Annotated in this window: 17 protein-coding genes; 7 read left to right on the forward strand and 10 right to left on the reverse strand. The window is 60.6% G+C overall.

Annotated elements, in window-relative coordinates:
- Position 1 precedes the first annotated feature (1 nt).
- Positions 2-631, reverse strand: a complete 630-nt coding sequence (locus AC1RDQ_RS04390) for a LysE family translocator (protein ID WP_057712675.1) — start codon at positions 629-631, stop codon at positions 2-4.
- Positions 632-776: 145 nt separating this feature from the next.
- On the opposite strand from AC1RDQ_RS04390, the gene AC1RDQ_RS04395 reads away from it, so the two are divergent.
- Positions 777-1250, forward strand: a complete 474-nt coding sequence (locus AC1RDQ_RS04395) for an Lrp/AsnC family transcriptional regulator (RefSeq protein ID WP_057712676.1) — start codon at positions 777-779, stop codon at positions 1248-1250.
- Positions 1251-1362: 112 nt separating this feature from the next.
- Here the strand turns inward: AC1RDQ_RS04395 and lpdA are convergent, their stop codons facing one another.
- Positions 1363-2763: a dihydrolipoyl dehydrogenase gene (lpdA, locus tag AC1RDQ_RS04400; protein ID WP_057712677.1), complete on the reverse strand. Its 1401-nt coding sequence runs from the start codon at positions 2761-2763 to the stop codon at positions 1363-1365.
- A 187-nt stretch (positions 2764-2950) separates the two neighbouring features.
- Between lpdA and hflK (AC1RDQ_RS04405) the strand changes: the two genes are divergently transcribed.
- From hflK (AC1RDQ_RS04405) to cfaB, 5 genes are all read left to right on the forward strand, one after another.
- Positions 2951-4942 (forward strand): protease modulator HflK, encoded by a 1992-nt coding sequence (gene hflK, locus AC1RDQ_RS04405; protein ID WP_492586512.1) that lies wholly within the window; start codon positions 2951-2953, stop codon positions 4940-4942.
- Entirely contained in the window at positions 4939-5976 is a 1038-nt protein-coding gene (hflC, locus tag AC1RDQ_RS04410; RefSeq protein WP_492586514.1) for a protease modulator HflC, read from the forward strand. Before hflK (AC1RDQ_RS04405) ends, hflC begins: the two co-directional genes overlap by 4 nt.
- Positions 5973-7031: a protease modulator HflK gene (gene hflK, locus AC1RDQ_RS04415; protein WP_492586516.1), complete on the forward strand. Its 1059-nt coding sequence runs from the start codon at positions 5973-5975 to the stop codon at positions 7029-7031. Before hflC ends, hflK (AC1RDQ_RS04415) begins: the two co-directional genes overlap by 4 nt.
- Entirely contained in the window at positions 7028-8938 is a 1911-nt protein-coding gene (locus AC1RDQ_RS04420; protein ID WP_492586518.1) for a cation-translocating P-type ATPase, read from the forward strand. The genes hflK (AC1RDQ_RS04415) and AC1RDQ_RS04420 overlap by 4 nt, the downstream gene beginning before the upstream one ends.
- A 218-nt stretch (positions 8939-9156) precedes the next feature.
- Entirely contained in the window at positions 9157-10341 is a 1185-nt protein-coding gene (gene cfaB, locus AC1RDQ_RS04425) for a C17 cyclopropane fatty acid synthase CfaB (protein WP_057712681.1), read from the forward strand.
- On the opposite strand, the gene cls is transcribed toward cfaB, so the two are convergent.
- Complete coding sequence (gene cls, locus AC1RDQ_RS04430; RefSeq protein ID WP_057712682.1) at positions 10338-11777, reverse strand: cardiolipin synthase; 1440 nt, start codon at positions 11775-11777, stop codon at positions 10338-10340. The genes cfaB and cls overlap by 4 nt on opposite strands.
- A 132-nt stretch (positions 11778-11909) precedes the next feature.
- Here cls and AC1RDQ_RS04435 point away from each other — a divergent pair, with 132 nt between their 5' ends.
- The gene (locus AC1RDQ_RS04435; RefSeq protein WP_057712683.1) at positions 11910-12431 is read left to right on the forward strand and encodes a DUF3617 domain-containing protein; all 522 of its coding nucleotides are present in this window, start codon (positions 11910-11912) and stop codon (positions 12429-12431) included.
- Between the two features lie 89 nt (positions 12432-12520).
- Here AC1RDQ_RS04435 and AC1RDQ_RS04440 read toward each other — a convergent pair whose 3' ends face one another.
- The 7 genes from AC1RDQ_RS04440 to AC1RDQ_RS04470 all read right to left on the reverse strand — a co-directional run bounded on the left by AC1RDQ_RS04440 (position 12521) and on the right by AC1RDQ_RS04470 (position 17987).
- Positions 12521-13408 carry a His/Gly/Thr/Pro-type tRNA ligase C-terminal domain-containing protein gene (locus tag AC1RDQ_RS04440; protein WP_340312775.1) on the reverse strand — a complete coding sequence of 296 codons (888 nt, stop codon included), beginning with the start codon at positions 13406-13408 and terminating at the stop codon, positions 12521-12523.
- Positions 13409-13602: 194 nt separating this feature from the next.
- Complete coding sequence (locus tag AC1RDQ_RS04445) at positions 13603-14163, reverse strand: gamma carbonic anhydrase family protein (RefSeq protein WP_057712685.1); 561 nt, start codon at positions 14161-14163, stop codon at positions 13603-13605.
- The gene (locus AC1RDQ_RS04450) at positions 14160-15035 is read right to left on the reverse strand and encodes a metal ABC transporter substrate-binding protein (RefSeq protein ID WP_218494590.1); all 876 of its coding nucleotides are present in this window, start codon (positions 15033-15035) and stop codon (positions 14160-14162) included. The genes AC1RDQ_RS04445 and AC1RDQ_RS04450 overlap by 4 nt, the downstream gene beginning before the upstream one ends.
- Positions 15036-15046: 11 nt before the next feature.
- The gene (locus AC1RDQ_RS04455; protein ID WP_492586520.1) at positions 15047-15913 is read right to left on the reverse strand and encodes a metal ABC transporter permease; all 867 of its coding nucleotides are present in this window, start codon (positions 15911-15913) and stop codon (positions 15047-15049) included.
- Positions 15913-16581 (reverse strand): metal ABC transporter ATP-binding protein, encoded by a 669-nt coding sequence (locus AC1RDQ_RS04460; protein ID WP_492586522.1) that lies wholly within the window; start codon positions 16579-16581, stop codon positions 15913-15915. The genes AC1RDQ_RS04455 and AC1RDQ_RS04460 overlap by 1 nt, the downstream gene beginning before the upstream one ends.
- Entirely contained in the window at positions 16578-17474 is an 897-nt protein-coding gene (gene folE2 / locus AC1RDQ_RS04465) for a GTP cyclohydrolase FolE2 (RefSeq protein WP_429521701.1), read from the reverse strand. The genes AC1RDQ_RS04460 and folE2 overlap by 4 nt, the downstream gene beginning before the upstream one ends.
- A 135-nt stretch (positions 17475-17609) precedes the next feature.
- Positions 17610-17987, reverse strand: coding sequence for a glutamine synthetase (locus AC1RDQ_RS04470; protein WP_492586524.1), 378 nt, complete (start codon positions 17985-17987; stop codon positions 17610-17612).
- Positions 17988-17994: the final 7 nt, after the last annotated feature.

The raw sequence follows: 17994 nt of genomic DNA on the forward strand, positions 1-17994 counted from the left end.
TTCAAGCCTGTTGCACAAAGGTTAGCCGCACGGCGAAACCGATCAACAGGCTGCCGAACAACCATTGTTGCAGGCGCTGGGCTGAGGGGCTGCGTTGCAGCCAACGGCCGAGTGCGGCGCCGACCAGGGCGTATGCGCTGTCGAACAGCAACCCGACACTAACCAGCACCACGCCCAAGGTCGCAAATTGCCCGAGCACCGGCCCAGACTGTGGGTCGATGAATTGCGGCAGCAGCACCGAGCAGAACAGCAGTGCCTTGGGATTGAGCAGGTTGGTCAGCAGTCCGCGTCGGATGGCTGCGCCCCAGCGCGGTTTTTCGCCGGTTGGGTCGGCGCTGGGGAGGCTCGGCAGCATCGTGGTTCGCAGGCACTGAATGCCGATCCACAGCAGGTACGCGGCACCGGCCAGGCGTACCACGTCGAACGTCCAGGGCGCTGCCTTGAACAGTGCCGCCAGCCCCAGCGCCGCCAATGCCACATGGCAACCCCGGGCAATACCCAGGCCCACGGCCGTGGCCAGCGCGGCGCCTTTGCCTTGGCGGGCACCGGTCTGCAACAGCAGGATCATGTCGGGCCCCGGCAACAGGTAGACCACCGCCAGTGCCATGAAAAACAGCCAGAGACCTTGCATGTTGCACCCCATTCGTTGTCGATTTGGTCGTGCCAGTCTAGGGCTGAAGGGCGGGGCAGGTGCTTGCGTTGTCAGCTTCTATCGGGTCATGTATTGGCATAATCTGCCACTTAATCAAGATTGAACCATCAGGATCTGCCAAACCATGAAACTCGACGCCTACGACCGCAAGATTCTCGCCGCACTGCAACGGGATGGCCGCCTGAGCAATGTGCAACTGGCAGACGAGATCGGCCTGTCGGCATCGCCATGCTTGCGCCGGGTGCGGATGCTTGAAGAGGCGGGGGTGATTCGCGGCTACCAGGCCAATCTGGATCGCGACGAAGTGGGGTTGGGGCTGACAGTGTTTGTCGGGGTCAAGGTCGAGCGTCATAACGATGAGCAAGCCGAAGCCTTTCGACTGGCGGTGACGGCATTGCCGGAGGTGATTTCGGCGTTTCTGGTATCAGGTGAGTCGGATTTTCTGCTGCAGGTAGTGGTGCCGGACTTGCGTGCCTATGACCGGTTTCTCACCGGGCGTTTGCTGAAGCTGCCGGGGGTGAGCGACATCCGCAGCAACTTTGCGATTCATACTGTGAAGGCCCCGGGGGTGTTGCCGCTGGAGCATTTGCCGCTGTAGACCGAGTTGCCTGCCATCGCGAGCAAGCTCGCTCCCACAGGTACAGCGCAAACCATGTGGGAGCGAGCCTGCTCGCGAAGGCGATAAATCAGTCACTGCAACTCTTCAAGTCTTACATCTGCGTCGCCATCCCCTCCACATTCATCGCCGCCTGGCGCAAGGCCTCTGAACGGGTCGGATGTGGGTGGCAGGTCAGGGCGATGTCTTCGGCCGAGGCGCTGAACTCCATGGCCACGCAATACTCGCCAATCATTTCACTGACGCTCGGGCCAACCAGATGCACGCCGAGGACTTCGTCCGTGCGTTCATCGGCCAGCACTTTGGCGAAGCCTTCGGTCTCGTGGTTGATCTTCGCCCGGCTGTTGGCGGTAAAGGGAAACTTGCCGACCTTGTACGCCCGACCTTCAGCCTTGAGCTGCTCTTCGGTTTTGCCGACGCTGGCCAGCTCCGGTTTGGTGTAGACCACACTGGGGATCAGGTTGTAATTGACCTCGCCAGCCTTGCCGACCATCTGCTCGACGCAGGCCATGGCTTCGTCCTCGGCCTTGTGGGCGAGCATGGGGCCGGAGGTCACGTCACCAATCACCCAGACCCCGACGGCTTCGGTGCGATGCCCCTTGTTGGCGAGCATGCCGCGCTTGTCCGTGGCGAGGCCGACGTTCTCCAGGCCCAGGCCCTGTGTATAAGGTCGGCGCCCGATGGCCACCAGCACGTAATCGGCTTCAAGCAATTCGGCGGCACCGCCTGCGGCAGGCTCGATGCTGAGCTGCACGCCGGTGGCGGAGGTGGTGGCGCTGGTCACTTTTGAACTCAATTTGAAACTCAAGCCTTGTTTGCTCAGGGAGCGCTGCAGGGTTTTGCCGGCTTCGATGTCCACACCGGGGCAGATCCGGTCGAGAAACTCGACCACCGTTACCTGCGCCCCAAGGCGCCGCCATACCGAACCCAGCTCCAGGCCGATCACGCCGGCGCCGATCACTACCAGATGCTTGGGCACCTCGGTCAGCGCCAGAGCACCGGTGGAGTCGAGGATGCGTTTGTTATCGATATCCACGCCGGGCAGGGGCGTAGGCTCGGAACCGGTGGCGATGATGATGTCCCTGGCACTCAGTTCGGTCTTGCCGCCGGCGCTATCGGTCACCGTGACTTTGCCCGGCCCGTCGATGTGGCCCCAGCCTCTGATCCAGTCGACCTTGTTCTTGCGGAAAAGAAACTCGATGCCCTTGGTCAGCCCGGTAACGCTTTCATCCTTTTGCTTCATCATCTGGTTGAGGTTGAGCACGGGTTTGACTTCGATCCCCAGATTGGCGAATTCCGCGCCCTTGGCCGCGTCGTACAGTTCGGAGGCATGCAGCAACGCCTTGGATGGCATGCAACCGACGTTCAGGCAGGTGCCGCCGAGTGTGGCGCGTCCTTCCACGCAGGCAGCTTTCAGACCCAGTTGTCCGGCGCGGATCGCCGCGTTGTAACCGCCGGGGCCACCGCCGAGTATCACGACGTCATAAGTGCTCATGGATGTACTCCTGGATCGAATGGGGAAGGGATGGGTAAAAGTAGTTCCTGAGTAAAATTACGAACGTAATATGTGCGTTCTGTCGCATTTCGGTCAAGGCTTCAGCCAAGTGACAGGTTGGGCATCTTTAGATAGCGCGCTCGAGTACGAAAATTTCACCATTTTCGTTATATCGTAACGAATTGCCATGCAAGCGAAGACACTCTGGGGTGGTATGCAAGTCGATCTCGATCTCGATGTTGATGAAACGCCGTTAGCCGGGTTGCCGCGCTTTCAGCAGGCGTTCATTCAAGGGCGGCGTTTGCGCCAGTTCGCCATCGGTGCGGGCGTGCTCGCGACGGTAGGTGTGCTGCTGGCGTTTTTTGCCGGGCTGTTTGCATCGCAAACACTGTGGCCGGCGTTGCTGCTGAACCTGAGCGCGGCGTCTGTGGTGTTGATGGCCGGTTTGCAATCGGCCTGGTGGATAACCCAGTGGCGTGCCCGCGCCATGAATCCCGCAGTGCCATTGGTTGTTGTCGACGAGTCTGTCGCGCCTTCGGGGTGGTATGAGCGTTTGCTGGACCGGATCAGCCTGCAATCGCAGCACCTGCTCGGGCAAATCGGCGCGCCAACGCTGTGGCTTGGTAGCTGGGCATTGTTGGCGGTATTGGGCGTCGAACAGGCCTGGAACCTCACATTGCCCCCGGCAGCACTGGGGCTGGCAGCCAATGTCGGGGCAGCGTGCTTCTTGCTGTTGGCGTTCGGCCTGTTGGTGATGGAGCGTCATCTGGCGCAGGAAAACACCGCGCAATGGCCTGAAGCCGCTACGTTGGCGCAATTGATCCGTGTGGCGATCATCAGTCTGGCGCTCTGTGCTTTTTGTCTGTTGTTTGCCGATGAAACCTCGGTATGGCCCGTACGCCTGGCGGTGTTGATTGGACTGCTGCCGGGGCTGGTGGCGGCAGAACTGTTGCTGCGCGCGGTGTTGTCATTGTTCAGCCCCCGCCGTGAACGTCTTGAGCCAGAGCTACTGGCGCGCAGTTTTATCGCTGACATGTTGCGCTGGCCACCACAGCCATTGCTGGCCTTGCAGCACGAATTGCATAACCGCTTCGGCATCGATCTGCGGCAGATCTGGGCCTTCAGTTACATGCGTCGGGCCTTCCTGCCGGTGTTGGCGGTGGTTGCACTTGTTGGCTGGTCGCTGACCGGCATTCACGAAATTGCCCTGCAAGAGCGTGGCATCTACGAACGATTCGGTAAGCCAGTGGAGGTGTTTGGCCCAGGTTTGCATATGGGGTTGCCTTGGCCATTGGGCCGGGTGTTGAGCGTCGAGAATGGCGTGGTACACGAGTTGGCCACCAGTGTTGGCGAAACCACGGCCACTGCTCAGGCGGACCCCGCTGAAGGCCCGGCCCCGGCAGTTGCCAATCGTCTGTGGGACGCCAGCCATGTGAACGACAAGTCCCAGGTGATCGCCAGCAGCCGAGCCGACAAGCAGAGCTTTCAGATCGTCAACATGGACGTACGCTTCGTCTATCGCATTGGTCTGAGCGATGAGGCGGCGTTGGCTGCGACCTATAACAGTGCCGATGTACCGATGTTGATTCGCAGCACCGCCAGCCGAATCCTGGTTCACGACTTCGCCTCGCGCACTCTCGACGGATTGCTTGGCGAGGACAGGGTAGGGCTGGCTGAAGAGATCGGCCGCGCGGTTCAGGCGGACCTGCAAAAACTCGATAGCGGCGTGGAAATTCTCGCCACGGTGGTCGAGGCGATTCACCCTCCGGCCGGTGCAGCCAATGCCTATCACGGCGTGCAAGCGGCGCAGATTGGCGCGCAAGCCTTGATCGCCCGTGAACGTGGTGCCGCTGCCGAAGCTACCAATCAGGCGCAGTTGCAGGCCAGCATCGCCCGCGATCAGGCGACGGCCAGCGCCCGCGAAATCAATGCTGGCGCCCAGGCAGCGGACCTGAAATTCAACGCCGAACAAAAAGCCTATGCCAGCGCCGGTCAGGCCTTTGTGCTGGAGCAGTATTTCAGCCAACTATCCCAGGGTTTGGCCAATGCCAAGTTGCTGGTTCTTGATCATCGTCTGGGCGGCAGCAGCAATGCGCCGACCATCGACCTCCGAACGTTCACGCTGCCGGTTGACCCTGCGCCGTCGCGTAAAACCGCTCAGCCAGGAGCTGCCAATTGAGCCAGTCCCATACTCACGATCACGATGACCACGCCGGCCACGATCACGGCCATGGCGGGCACCATCACCACGGCCATCATCATCACGGCGATCCGCAGGAGGCCGGTCCATTCCCATGGCGTCGGATGGGGTGGGCGGCATTGCTGGTGGCGTTTGCGGTCGCTGCCGCGAGCCTGGTGCAGGTGCGTTCAGGTGAGGCCACGGTGATCACGCGCTTCGGCAACCCCTCACGGGTCTTGCTGGAGCCGGGACTGGGCTGGCGCTGGCCGGCACCGTTCGAAGCAGCGATCCCTGTGGATCTGCGGCTGCGTACCACGTCCAGCGGTTTGCAGGATGTCGGCACACGGGACGGTCTGCGCATCATCGTTCAGGCCTACGTGGCGTGGCAGGTGCAGGGCGATCCGGACAATGTGCAACGTTTCATGCGTGCGGTGCAGAACCAGCCCGATGAAGCCGCGCGGCAGATTCGCACCTTTGTCGGCTCCGCGCTGGAAACCACCGCCAGCAGTTTTGATCTGGCGAATCTCGTCAATACAGATGCCAGCCAGGTACGCATCGCCGATTTCGAAACACAACTGCGCAAGCAAATAGATCAGCAGTTGCTCACCACTTATGGTGTGCGCGTGTTGCAGGTCGGTATCGAGCGATTGACGCTGCCTTCGGTGACGCTCACCGCGACAGTCGACCGGATGCGTGCCGAGCGCGAAACCATCGCTACTGAGCGCACGGCCATCGGCAAGCGTGAAGCCGCGCAAATTCGTTCCGCCGCCGAGCGTGATGCGCGAATTGTGCAGGCCGATGCCACAGTGAAAGCAGCAGATATCGAAGCGCAATCGCGCGTCGAAGCGGCGCAGATTTATGGCCGCGCCTACGCGCAATCGCCGCAGCTCTACAACCTGCTGCGCTCGCTCGACACCTTGGGCACGGTGGTGACGCCAGGAACCAAGCTGATTCTGCGTACCGACGCCGCACCGTTCCGGGTCTTGGTTGACGGTCCGCCGAGCCTCGACAACAAGTCCGGATCGCAGCCATGAGTTTGGTTCCACGTGGAACAAATGAGTTGAGCAGCTCCTGGATTCAGGCCGGGCGCTTGGCGTTTCTCGCCCTCTACGCGGTGACGGTGTTGGCGGCGTTGGCGTGGGCGTTTTCCAATGTGCGGCAGATTGATCCGCAGAATCGCGCAGTGGTTTTGCATTTCGGCGCGCTGGATCGCATTCAGAATGCCGGGCTGTTATTGGCCTGGCCACAACCGTTCGAGCAGGTGATTTTGTTGCCGGCGGCGGATCGGGTGATCGAGCGCCGAGTGGAAGGCTTGTTGCGCAGTGGTGCCGCGATGCAGGCAGATCGCGTGGCCAGTTTTGCCACGCCCATCAGCGATGCCCTCGCAGGCTCCGGCTATCTGTTAACGGGTGATGCCGGTGTGGTGCAACTGGATGTGCGGGTTTTCTACAAAGTCACCGAGCCCTATACGTTCGTGCTTCAGGGCGAACACGTGTTGCCGGCACTGGATCGTCTGGTGACCCGCAGTGCGGTCGCGCTCACGGCCGCACGGGATCTGGACACTATCCTGGTCGCTCGCCCGGAATTGATCGGCGCTGATAGCCAGGCGGCGGAACGGCGCGAGCGCTTGCGTGGCGATCTGGTGCAGGGCATCAATCAACGGCTGGCCGAACTCACCGCAACGGGGCAGGGCTTGGGGATCGAAGTGGCGCGGGTCGATGTGCAATCGAGTCTGCCCAGCCCTGCGGTGAACGCTTTCAACGCGGTACTGACGGCCAGCCAGCAAGCCGATAAGGCCGTCGCCAATGCGCGCACCGAAGCCGAGAAGTTGACGCAGACCGCCAACGAGCAAGCCGACCGTACGCTACAAGTGGCCCATGCCCAGGCGAGCGAACGACTGGCCAAAGCCTCGGCAGATACCGCCACAGTATTGAGCCTGGCCAAGGCTCAGCAGCAGGGGACTGACCCGCAAATGCTGCTGCGCATTTATCGCGAGCGGATGCCGAAGATCCTCGGCCAGGCCGGCTCCGTCACGACGGTCGACCCTAAAGACGATTCCCGCCTGATCATTCAGGGAGCTGCACAATGACCGCTCAAACCGCCGCCGTACCGAGCCTGTTGTCATCGGCCGAACAGCGCCGCGCCGCGCGCCAGTTGACCCTGGCCATGCTCGCGTTGGGCCTGCTCGCGCTGGGCTTGATCTGGCGTTGGCTGGCGCCGGAGCAGACTGGTGTCAGTCAACTGCTGCTGGGTTTTGCTTCGTTGCTGGTCGCCGTTCCGGTCATGCGTTCAGCCTGGTACAGCCTGCGTTATCCAAGCCTGCACGGCATCACCGATCAATTGATCGCCCTGGCCATGCTGGGTGCCTGGGCCACCGGGGATCTGCTGACGGCGGCCCTGTTGCCGATCATCATGATCTTTGGCCACGTGCTGGAAGAGCGTAGCGTGATCGGTTCCCAGGAGGCGATTCACGCCCTCGGCAAACTGACCCGCAGCCACGCGCGCAAGGTTCAGGCGGACGGCTCCATCATCGAAGTCGACAACGGCACGCTCAAGGCGGGCGACCTGGTCGAGGTCCGCGCCGGGGATAGGGTGCCCGCGGATGGCCGGGTGTTGTCCGGCCAGGCCAGCCTGGACACCGCCTCCATTACCGGCGAATCGGTACCGATGGAGGCGGGCGTCGGCATGTCGGTGTTCGGCGGCGCGATCAACCTCGACGGTCTGCTACGGATCGAAGTGACCCGCACCGGCCAGGAATCGACCCTCGGAAAAGTCATCGCCCTGATGCAAAACGCCGAGCGCTCGAAACCGCCGATCACTCGTCTGCTGGAGCGTTACGCGGGCAGCTATATGGTGCTGGTGTTGCTGCTGGCGGCGGTGACCTGGTTCATCACCAACAACGCTCAAGCGATGCTCGCGGTGTTGGTGGCGGCCTGTCCTTGTGCGCTGGTGTTGTCGGCGCCGGCCACGGCGATTGCCGGGGTGGCGGTAGCGGCACGCCACGGGATTCTGATTCGCAGTTCTGCGTTCCTTGAAGAGTTGGCGGACCTGACTTCGCTGGTGGTCGACAAGACCGGGACGCTGACCTTCGGCACCTTGCGCCTGCAATCCATCGACAGTCCGCTGGAGGATCGCAGTCATCTCCTGAAGCTCGCCGCCAGCCTTGGCTCGGCCAGCAGTCACCCGGTCAGCCGTGCGCTGGCGGGGTTGGTGACCCAGGAGCATTTCCTGCTGCTTACTGACATCCATGAGCGCCAGGGCCTGGGCGTGGTGGCGATGACCGGGCAGGGCGAAGCAGCGCTCGGCCGACCGGAACTGTTCGCGCAACTGGGCATCAGTACAACGGAGGTTCCCGATCACGACGGTCCGATTGCCGGGTTGGCGCTCAACGGTGAATTTCTCGCCTGGCTGTTGTTGGCCGACAGCGTCAAACCCGAGGCGCAATTTGCCTTGGGTGAGTTGCGCGACCTCGGGTTGGGTCGCCAGTTGTTGCTCACCGGTGACCGGCACAGCGTCGCACAAACGCTCGCCCGGGATGTCGGGATCAGTGATGTCGAAGCGCAGGCCCTGCCCGAAGACAAACTGAAGCGTGTGCTCAAGGAAATCGACAGCGGTTTCCGGCCGATGGTGGTCGGCGATGGGATCAACGATTCCCTGGCCCTCAAGGCTGGCGTGGTGGGTGTCGCCATGGGCGCGGGCGGTGCGGACATCGCCCTGGCATCGGCGGATATCGTGCTGATCGGCAGTGACCTGCGCCGCCTCGGTACTTGCGTGCGCCTGAGTCGTCAGTGCCGCCAAACGTTACAGGTGAATGTGATCATCGGGCTAGGCTGGACCCTGGCGATCGTGGCCTTCGCCGCGTTCGGCTGGCTTGGCGCTGCCGGGGCGATGATTGCGGCGTTGCTGCACAACCTCAGCACCTTGCTGGTGTTGGGCAATGCCGGTCGTTTGCTGCGGTTCCAGGAGCCACTGCTCAAGCTCAAGGATGAAGCCTGAAGGCGAATGCTCTAAACCGGGTAATCACGGGGCTTCAACTTTTTAGAACTGTGCGCCCGGTTCGTAGTCTTTGAAGATGAGGGCACATCATTTTGTGCGTTCGCGGCGGCCGGTTCTGGCGTCGCGAATCATTGAAAACGGCTATTAATTCGATAGCCAGCTATTTTTCAAAGATGGTCTACCCTCTGTTTAGACGTCTGAAACAAGGGGGCTTCTCCATGCTCGCGCATCTTCCACCGGCCTTACAGAATCTGCAATTGCCGCTTCGCCTGAGACTCTGGGATGGCCATGAATTCAATCTGGGGCCGACGCCCAGTGTCACGATTGTGGTCAAGGACCCACAAATGGTCACCCAGTTTACCCATCCAAGCCTGGACGCCCTTGGTGCTGCATTTGTCGAAGGCAAACTTGAGCTTGAAGGCTCCATCAGCGATGTGATCCGCGTCTGCGATGAATGGAGCCAGGCGTTGCTGGATGAAGGCGACGACAATCAGCCGGTTCGTAACGCCCACGACAAAGAGATGGACGCCAAGGCGATTTCCTACCACTACGACCTTTCCAACGCGTTCTATCAGCTGTGGCTCGACAGCGACATGGCATATTCCTGCGCCTATTTCGAGACCGGCAGCGAATCCCTGGAACAAGCCCAGCAAGCCAAGTTCCGTCATTTGTGCCGCAAGCTGCGCCTGCAGCCCGGCGAGTATCTGCTGGATGTGGGTTGTGGTTGGGGCGGATTGGCGCGTTTTGCTGCGCGAGAATTTGGCGCGAAAGTGTTCGGTATCACCCTCAGCAAGGAGCAGTTGGCCCTGGCCCGGGAACGCGTAAAAGCGGAAGGCCTGGAGGACCTGGTCGAACTGCAACTGCTCGACTATCGCGATCTGCCGCAGGATGGCCGTTTCGACAAAGTGGTCAGCGTCGGCATGTTCGAACACGTCGGCCACGCCAATCTTGCCGAGTACTGCAAGACCCTGTTCGGTGCGGTGAAAGACGGTGGCCTGGTGATGAACCACGGGATCACCGCCAAATACACCGATGGCCGTCCGGTGGGACGCGGTGCCGGTGAATTCATTGGAAAATATGTGTTCCCCAACGGCGAGTTGCCGCACCTGTCGATGATCTCTGCCGAGATCAGTGAAGCCGGGCTGGAAATCGTCGACGTCGAGAGCTTGCGTCTGCACTACGCACGTACGCTCGATCACTGGAGCGAACGCCTGGAGGACAACCTCGAAGCGGCCTCTAGACTCGTACCGGAACAAGCCCTGCGTATCTGGCGGTTGTACCTGGCCGGTTGCGCTTACGCCTTTGCCCGGGGCTGGATCAACCTGCATCAGATTCTCGCGGTGAAGGCCCACGCCGATGGCAGTCATGAACTGCCATGGACCCGTGACGATATCTACCTCTAGAGAACCGGCGAAATAAGCCGGGCGACCCGCATGCCGACCTGCTGCAGGCGGTGAGTCTCCCGGCCTTCTCCTTTGGCGATTTCGTGGGCGTTGGCGAAATCATCGTTGAGCATCTGTTCCACCTCTGCGGCAAAGGCGCTGTCGACGGTCAGCAACATCACTTCGAAATTCAGCCGGAACGAACGGTTGTCCAGGTTGGCGCTGCCGATGGCGCTGATTTCGTAGTCGATCAACACCACTTTCTGGTGCAGGAAACCGGGCTCGTAACGGAACACCCGAACACCGGCGCGCACGGCTTCGAAGGCGTAGAGGCTGGAGGCGGCGTAGACGATTCGATGGTCGGGTCGAGACGGCAACAGCAGCCGCACATCCACACCCCGCAGGACCGCCAGACGCAACGCTGCGAATACGGCTTCATCGGGGATGAAGTACGGGCTGGTGATCCAGATCCGTTCCGTCGCTGCATGGATCGCTTCGACAAAGAACAGAGAACAGGTTTCGTAGGCGTCTGCCGGCCCGCTGGCGAGCAACTGGCACAGCACGCCGTCTTCCGGATAAACCTCGGGCAGGATCAGTGGCGGCAGGGCATGAGCCACCCAGAACCAGTCTTCAGCGAAAGACTCCTGCATGCACGCCACCACTGGCCCGCGCACTTGCACGTGGGTATCGCGCCAAGGGGCCAGGGGCGGTTTCTCGCCCATGTATTCATCACCGACGTTGTGCCCGCCAACGAAGCCGAGAATGCCGTCCACCACCACAATTTTGCGATGGTTACGGAAGTTCACCTGAAAGCGATTGAACCAGCCATTACGAGGGCCAAAAGCCTTGACCTCGACCCCGCCATCACGCAAGGCCTGCACGTAGCCGTTGGATAGGGAATGGCTGCCGATTCGGTCATACAACAGATAGATCGCTACGCCTTCGGCGGCTTTCTTCAACAGCAAAGTCTGCAGGCGTTGGCCGAGGCGGTCGTCGTGGACGATGAAAAACTGGATCAGCACGGCTTCTTTCGCCTGGCCGATGGCATCGAAAATGGCCTCGAACGTAGACTGGCCGTTGATCAACAGCCGCATCTGGTTATTGGCCAGGCAGGGCATGTGTCCGAGCTTGGGCATCGCTCTGAGCGAGGCGTAGGCAGAAGAAGCGCGGGCGGTGAGGGCTTCTTCTACCCAGGGCCGCCAGTTGAGTTCGGAAACAGCCTTGCGCATCTCGTCGTTGGCCTGCCGCCGGGCCTTGATGTAGCCATCAAAGGTGCTGCGGCCGAACATCAGGTAAGGGATCAGCGTCAGGTAAGGGATGAAAAACAGCGACAGGGCCCAGGCGATCGAGCCTTGGGCGGTACGGACGGTCAACACGGCGTGTATGGCCGCAATCATGCCCAGCGAGTGCAACAGGGCGATGGTATAACCGAAAATATGTGGTCCGAAGTAATCCATGGGGGCTGCCTTGCTCCTGAAGATTCAGTGCTTAACAGACCATGTTCCGTGCAGAATGTCGCTAATTAATTCGACCATGAACCGAAGCCCGCGGCTGACGTCTAACGGCCACTACTGATCAGGAGTTACTCGATGAACGTTCGTCTGCTGGGTTTGGCCATGGCACTGGGTTTGGCACTTCCTGTGGCCGCTCACGCGCAAATGCTGCAACCAGGATTGTGGGAGCTGACCACGAGCAACATGAAGGTCGACGAGCAGAATATGCCGGACCTGCAATTGATCCTCGGCCAGATCCAGAACCAGATGACTCCCGAGCAGCGTGCGCAGCTGGAAAAGCAGGGCATCACCATGGGCGGCAAAGGGATCCGGGCGTGCCTGACCCCTGAACAGGTCAAGACCGACAACATTCCGCTGACCGATCCGCAGTCGGGCTGCAAACAGGAAATCACCGACCGCTCCGGCAATCAGTGGAAATTCCGTTTCAGCTGCCCGAAAGCCCAGGGAGCCGGCGTGGCGACGTTCCTCAGTGATCGCGAATTCACCACCAAGGTCAACGGGACGTTCAACGCCACCGGCATTCAGCAGAAGGGCAGCCTCGAATCCCGCGCCGTCTGGTTGGGGCAGGATTGTGGCACGGTGAAGCCAAGAGCTTAAAAAGCTTCGCGAGCAGGCTCGCTCCCACATTGGTTATGTGTCGAACACAAATCCCCTGTGGGAGCGAGCCTGCTCGCGAAAGCGTCCGTTCAGCCGCCCTGAATCCCCGGCCGACTTAACCACTCACACGCCGCCTCGACAGCCATCCGGCCAAAATCCTCCCCCGTGCGACTGCGCACACTGACGAACCCCCCAGCCTGTTCCATTTCGCCAACCACGACCAGGAACGGCACGGTCTGGCTGTGCTGGCGAATCTTGTAGCGGACCTTTTCGTTTCGCAGGTCGGCCTTTGCATGCACGCCTTTTTGGCGCAAGGACTCGGTCACCGCTTGTGCATAAGTCGCCTGGCGTTCATCCATGCTCACGACGACCACATGGGGTGGAACGCGCCAGTGTTGCAGCTCCTGATGGCTGGACCAGCAGGTGCCGTAGATCCGTTGTTGCAACGTGCCGCTGATGTGATCGAGAGCAAACGCCTGCAAGACTTTGGTGGTTGGGACGTGCGGTCCATGGCTCTGGTACTCGGCGTCCCCCAGACGGTACAGCGACACTGCTTCGCGCGCCGGCCGACGACGGATCGAGTGATTGGTTGCTGCCAATGACTGCATGCGCGCTTCGATTAGAGGCAGGTCTGCGGGGGTCAGCGGTTGCTCGACTGCAAACTCGTAAAAGAAACCATCACCCAGTTCCTTTCCCGAACGCAATTGCGCATGAGGGTGGAGTTGCTTGACCGCCATGGCCAGCATCAATGCACAGGAGCGACGCAGGATCTCCAGGCCGTCCGGCTCCCGGGGGGTGACAATGCTGACCCGGGCATCCGCCTCGATCAGGTATTCGCAGTCCACCAGTACACCATTGACCCTTCCCGCTACGGCCGCGATGGCCAGTTCGGGGCCGATGCTGGCGGCCACCTCGTGCACGGACAGCGGCTGGTCGTACTCACGCAATGAACCATCGGGCAGGGTGATCTGGATCATGGTCGGCGTACTCTGGTGCTTCTAACGAGCGTTATCGCATAAACCGTAGGGGTGCTTCATTAAGACGTTTGTCGTGCCAGGCAATTTGTCCTGACACGATGGCTGGTTCTGGCCACCAGTGTGCTGATCGGCAAAATCTGTTCCGCGACCGGTTCCTGCAACGCGGGCATTGCGAATCAGCACGCTACTCATGCTCAGAACTCGTTTTGCAGGGCTTTGTAGCCGCGTACCAGGTCGACGTTGGTGCGCGCCACATCTTCGGAAAATTCCGAAGCACTGACGCTCACCGGCGGGTATTGCGAGAGGTCGGTGTTTGGGCCGATCCGCGTGGTGGAAGGTACGTAGAAAGCTTCAGGCAGGTCACGACCATCGACCACCGAGTTGTGCCGCACCACGCAACCGTCACCGACTACGCAGTTGAACAGCACGCTGTTGAAGCCGATGAACACTCGATTGCCGACGGTGCAGGGCCCATGAACGATCGAGCGGTGGGCGATGGAACTGAATTCGCCGATGGTCACCGCCGCACCGGATTTGGAGTGGATCACCACGCCGTCCTGGATGTTCGAGTTGGCGCCGATGGTGATCGGCTGCATGTCGCCCGAGTCATCGACTTCGTCAGCACGTATCACCGCGTAGGGGCCGACGAACACGTTCTCCCCGATCACCACTTTGCCGCAGATGATTGCCGTCTTGTCGACGTAGGCCGATTCGGCAATCAGCGGTAAATCTCCAGAGGGGTTCTTGCGGATCATGGCTTGCTCAACGCGTTGTAAAGGGTGTTGAGGTTGTACTCGAACAACCCTGTGAAGGTGCTGGCCGGACCACTCGCCGCCAGGGCATCGGAGTACAGCGTGCCGCCGATCTGAGCGCCGCTTTCATCCGCGATCTGCTTGAGCAGGCGGGCGTCCTTGATGTTTTCCATGAACACCGCCTTGACCTTGGCCTGACGAATCTGGGTAATCAGTGCGGCCACTTCGGCGGCTGAAGGCTCGCGCTCGGTTGAGAGTCCTTGAGGTGCCATGAACTCGATGCCGTAGGCTTGGCCGAGATAACCGAAGGCATCATGGGACGTCACGACCTTGCGGTTGCCCGGTGGCAGTGAGCCGAGTTTGGCCTTGGCTTCGGCGAGCAGGGCGTAGACCTGTTTTAGGTACAGCTTGCTGTTGCGCTCATAGTCGGCGGTGTTCGCTGGGTCAGCGGCGATCAGCGCTTTGGTGATGTTGGTGATGTACAGCTCGGTGTTCGCCAGGTTATGCCAGGCGTGCGGGTCGGGAACGGTTTTACCGTCTTCATCCAGGCTACGGGGTATGACACCGTGGCTTGCGCTGATGACCGCCGCCCGAGTCTCTGTGCTTGTCACCAGGCGATCCAGCCAGGGCTCGAAACCCAGGCCGTTCTTGATGATGAGCCTGGCCTTGAGCAGCGCTTTGGCGTCGTCGGGTGTCGGCTCGTACGTGTGCGCATCCGCGTCCGGGCCGACCATGTTGGTGATCTGGATGTGATCCTTGCCGACCTGCCGGGTCATGTCGGCGAGGATGCTGAAGCTGGTGACCACCTGAAGTTTTTCGGCGGCGGACAGCGACATCGACACCATCAAGCTGAACAGCACAAGTAAAGCGCGCATCGGTTAACACCTCATTGGGATGTGAGCAAAGGCGGGCGGCGCAGCAAGCCGTGCACCGGCCCAAACACCACGGACAACAGATATCCACCGCCGGCCACCAGCACGATTGCCGGGCCACTGGGCAGCGAGTAATAGAATGAGATCAATAAACCGAACCATACCGAGAGGCTGCCGAGCACGGCGGCGACGACGATCAGTATTGGCAGGCGGCGACTCCAGAAACGTGCCGCGGCGGCAGGCAACATCATCAGGCCGACTACCATCAACGCGCCGATCGCCTGGAAGCCGATGACCAGATTCAACACCACCAGCGTCAGGAATACGCCGTGGGCCAGTGGGCCGAGCCGGCTGACGGTTTGCAGAAAAAGCGGGTCGAGGGTGTCGAGCAGCAGTGGTTTGTAGATTAGTGCCATGGCCATCAGGCTCAGGCCCGAGACCCAAAGCATGCCGGTCAAGGTCGGGCCGTCGACTGCCAGCGCGGAACCAAACAGCAGGTGCAACAGGTCCAGTCGTTTGCCGGCGATGCCGAGAATCAGCACGCCACCGGCCAGGGAAATCGGGTAGATCGCCGCAAGGCTGGCGTCCTCTCGCAGGCCGGTGCGTCGCGTAATCCAGGCCGCGAGGCCTGCCATGCTCAGGCCCGCGCCGAGGCCACCGATGGTCAACGCCGGGAGGCTCAACCCGGCAAACCAGAAACCTAACGCCGCACCGGGGAGGATGCCGTGGGCGACGGCATCACCGATCAGGCTCATGCGTCTGAGGATCAGAAATACCCCCAGGGGCGCCGTGCTGCATGCCAGGACCAATCCACCGAGAAGCGCTCGGCGCATGAACACGAATTCGTGGAACGGTTGCCAGAGATGCGCGGCAGCGATCATCAGGCCACCTGCGATTGAGGTTGTTGGCGGATCAGTTCGGCGCTCGGGCCGAATACACAACCGTTGCTTTTGATCAGCAATGTATGTGGGATGTGCTCGCGAACAGCGGCGAGGTCATGGCACACGACCACCAGTGTCCGGCCTTCGAGGTGCCAATCGTGTATGTGTTTCCAGAGCAATGCCTGACCGAGTTCATCGAGGGCCGCGTGGGGTTCATCGAGCAACAGCACGGGTGCATCTGTCAGGCTCAATCGGGCGAGCAGGGCACGTTGCAATTCGCCGCCGGAAAGGGCCATCAAGGGTCGATCTTCCAGGCCATTCAGGCACCAGTTTTCGAGGACGGTTGCCAGTCGTTGGCTACGGATTACCGGTGATTGTTTGTTGCCCCAGAAACCGGCGGCGACCAATGCCTGAAGGCTGATCGGAAATTGCCTGTCCAAGTGTTGTTGCTGGGGCAGGAACGACACACCGCCCTTGAGTGGAACATCTAGTTGAACCTTTCCGGCCAACGGTTTTTGCAAGCCGGCGATGACCTTCAGCAGGCTGCTTTTCCCGGAGCCGTTCGCACCGATGATGGCGGTCAGGCTGCCCTTCGACAGTTCGAAGTCCAGCGCTGGCGTCAGTGGCTGCCCCGGTGCGCCCCAGCGCAAGGCGTGGCAACCGATCATGCGACCTCCCAGTTGAAACGGCTTTCGGCTACGGCGTCGTGGGCGTGCAGGCTTTCGGCGTGGATCACACGAATGTGGAAGGCGTTAATGCCCGTGGAGCGCTTCAGGGCCAGATTCAAGCGGCGTGCGGCGTCCTCGCAGAACATCAGGTTCTGACCATTGGCGAGGGCGAAGGCCTGTTCGTCGGCGCGTTTTACCGCTGTTTGAACGGCTGTGCCGAGTGCGGCTTCGGCGTCATTGATGACGGCGATCAGAGGCAACTCGTCTAAAAAATCAGCCAGCCGTACGCGCAACTTTGCGCTGCTGCGTTGGCTGTGAGGTGTGGCGACGATGCCATTCGTGGAGCCGAGCCACGCTAAAACGTCGGCGTGTTGCAGTGGCTTGTTGGCGAAATCATCGACGAACCGCTGCTGAATCAACTGTCGAGAAAGAGCAGCAGAACACGGGCAGGTTGAGGAATAAGGCACCTCGATTTTTAGTTCCACGTGGAACATTGCGTTTTTTAAACGTGCTTCGATGCTGACCGGATAGCTTTTCCAGCCAGCCAATGGACTGATTAGCGCGGGCCTTTTCAGCAACAAATCGGCGTGAAGGGTCAAGTGGGCGCTGCTGGACAGCCCTTCATGGCTCTCAAGAAAACGCTGCAAAACCCGCCGCAATAAAGCCGCTGAAAGACTTTCCTGTTCCAACAATTCAAGTGCCAGATAGAGCCGTGACATGTGAATGCCACGCGCGTTGCCATCGTCGAGGCTCACGCCGGCATCGGCCTTTGCATTCAGTCGTTGGCCCTCAAACAAAACGGGAAGAGCAATGCCGCACATGCCCACCCACTCCAGTGGCAGGGCTTGGCGTGAGGCCTGCGCGGCGATATCCGGCAGAGTCAGCGCATTCATGAGCAGGTCCATCGTGGGAGTTGATTTGCAATGTTATAGTATTGCAATCAAATCGACGATGCCTTTTTCATGAACAGGTCTTCATCATGCACAGACGTCATTTGCCTGGCAGCAAGAGCAGAAAAACAAGCCGGCCTAACAGCCAGCGATCCGGCTGCAGGTGAACCTGGCGCTGCTGCCGCCGGAGCTGGAAAACCGGTTGATCGTGGTCCAGCCGACGCGCCGGTTGTAGCCAACCCAGGTTTCGCCGTCGGAAGCGATACCGGTGAAAAACGTTAGCTGGCCGTAGCGGCTGCTGGTCTGTGCCCAATAGCGTTTTCCGGCTACTTCGAAACCCCGCAAATAGATCGTGCTTCCGGCGGTATTGACGCTGTAGGCGTTGCCATCCGCATCCACGCAGGCCAGCAGGTTGGCGCTGCGAGTGCACTTGGCCAGGCTCGGGACCTGTGCCATCGCGTCGGCAGCCACCAGCAGGGAGAGCATGATCAATACGGGTTTAAGGGCGTTGCACATGGGCTTT

The sequence above is a fragment of the Pseudomonas sp. GW823-FHT02E01 genome (assembly GCF_058797535.1).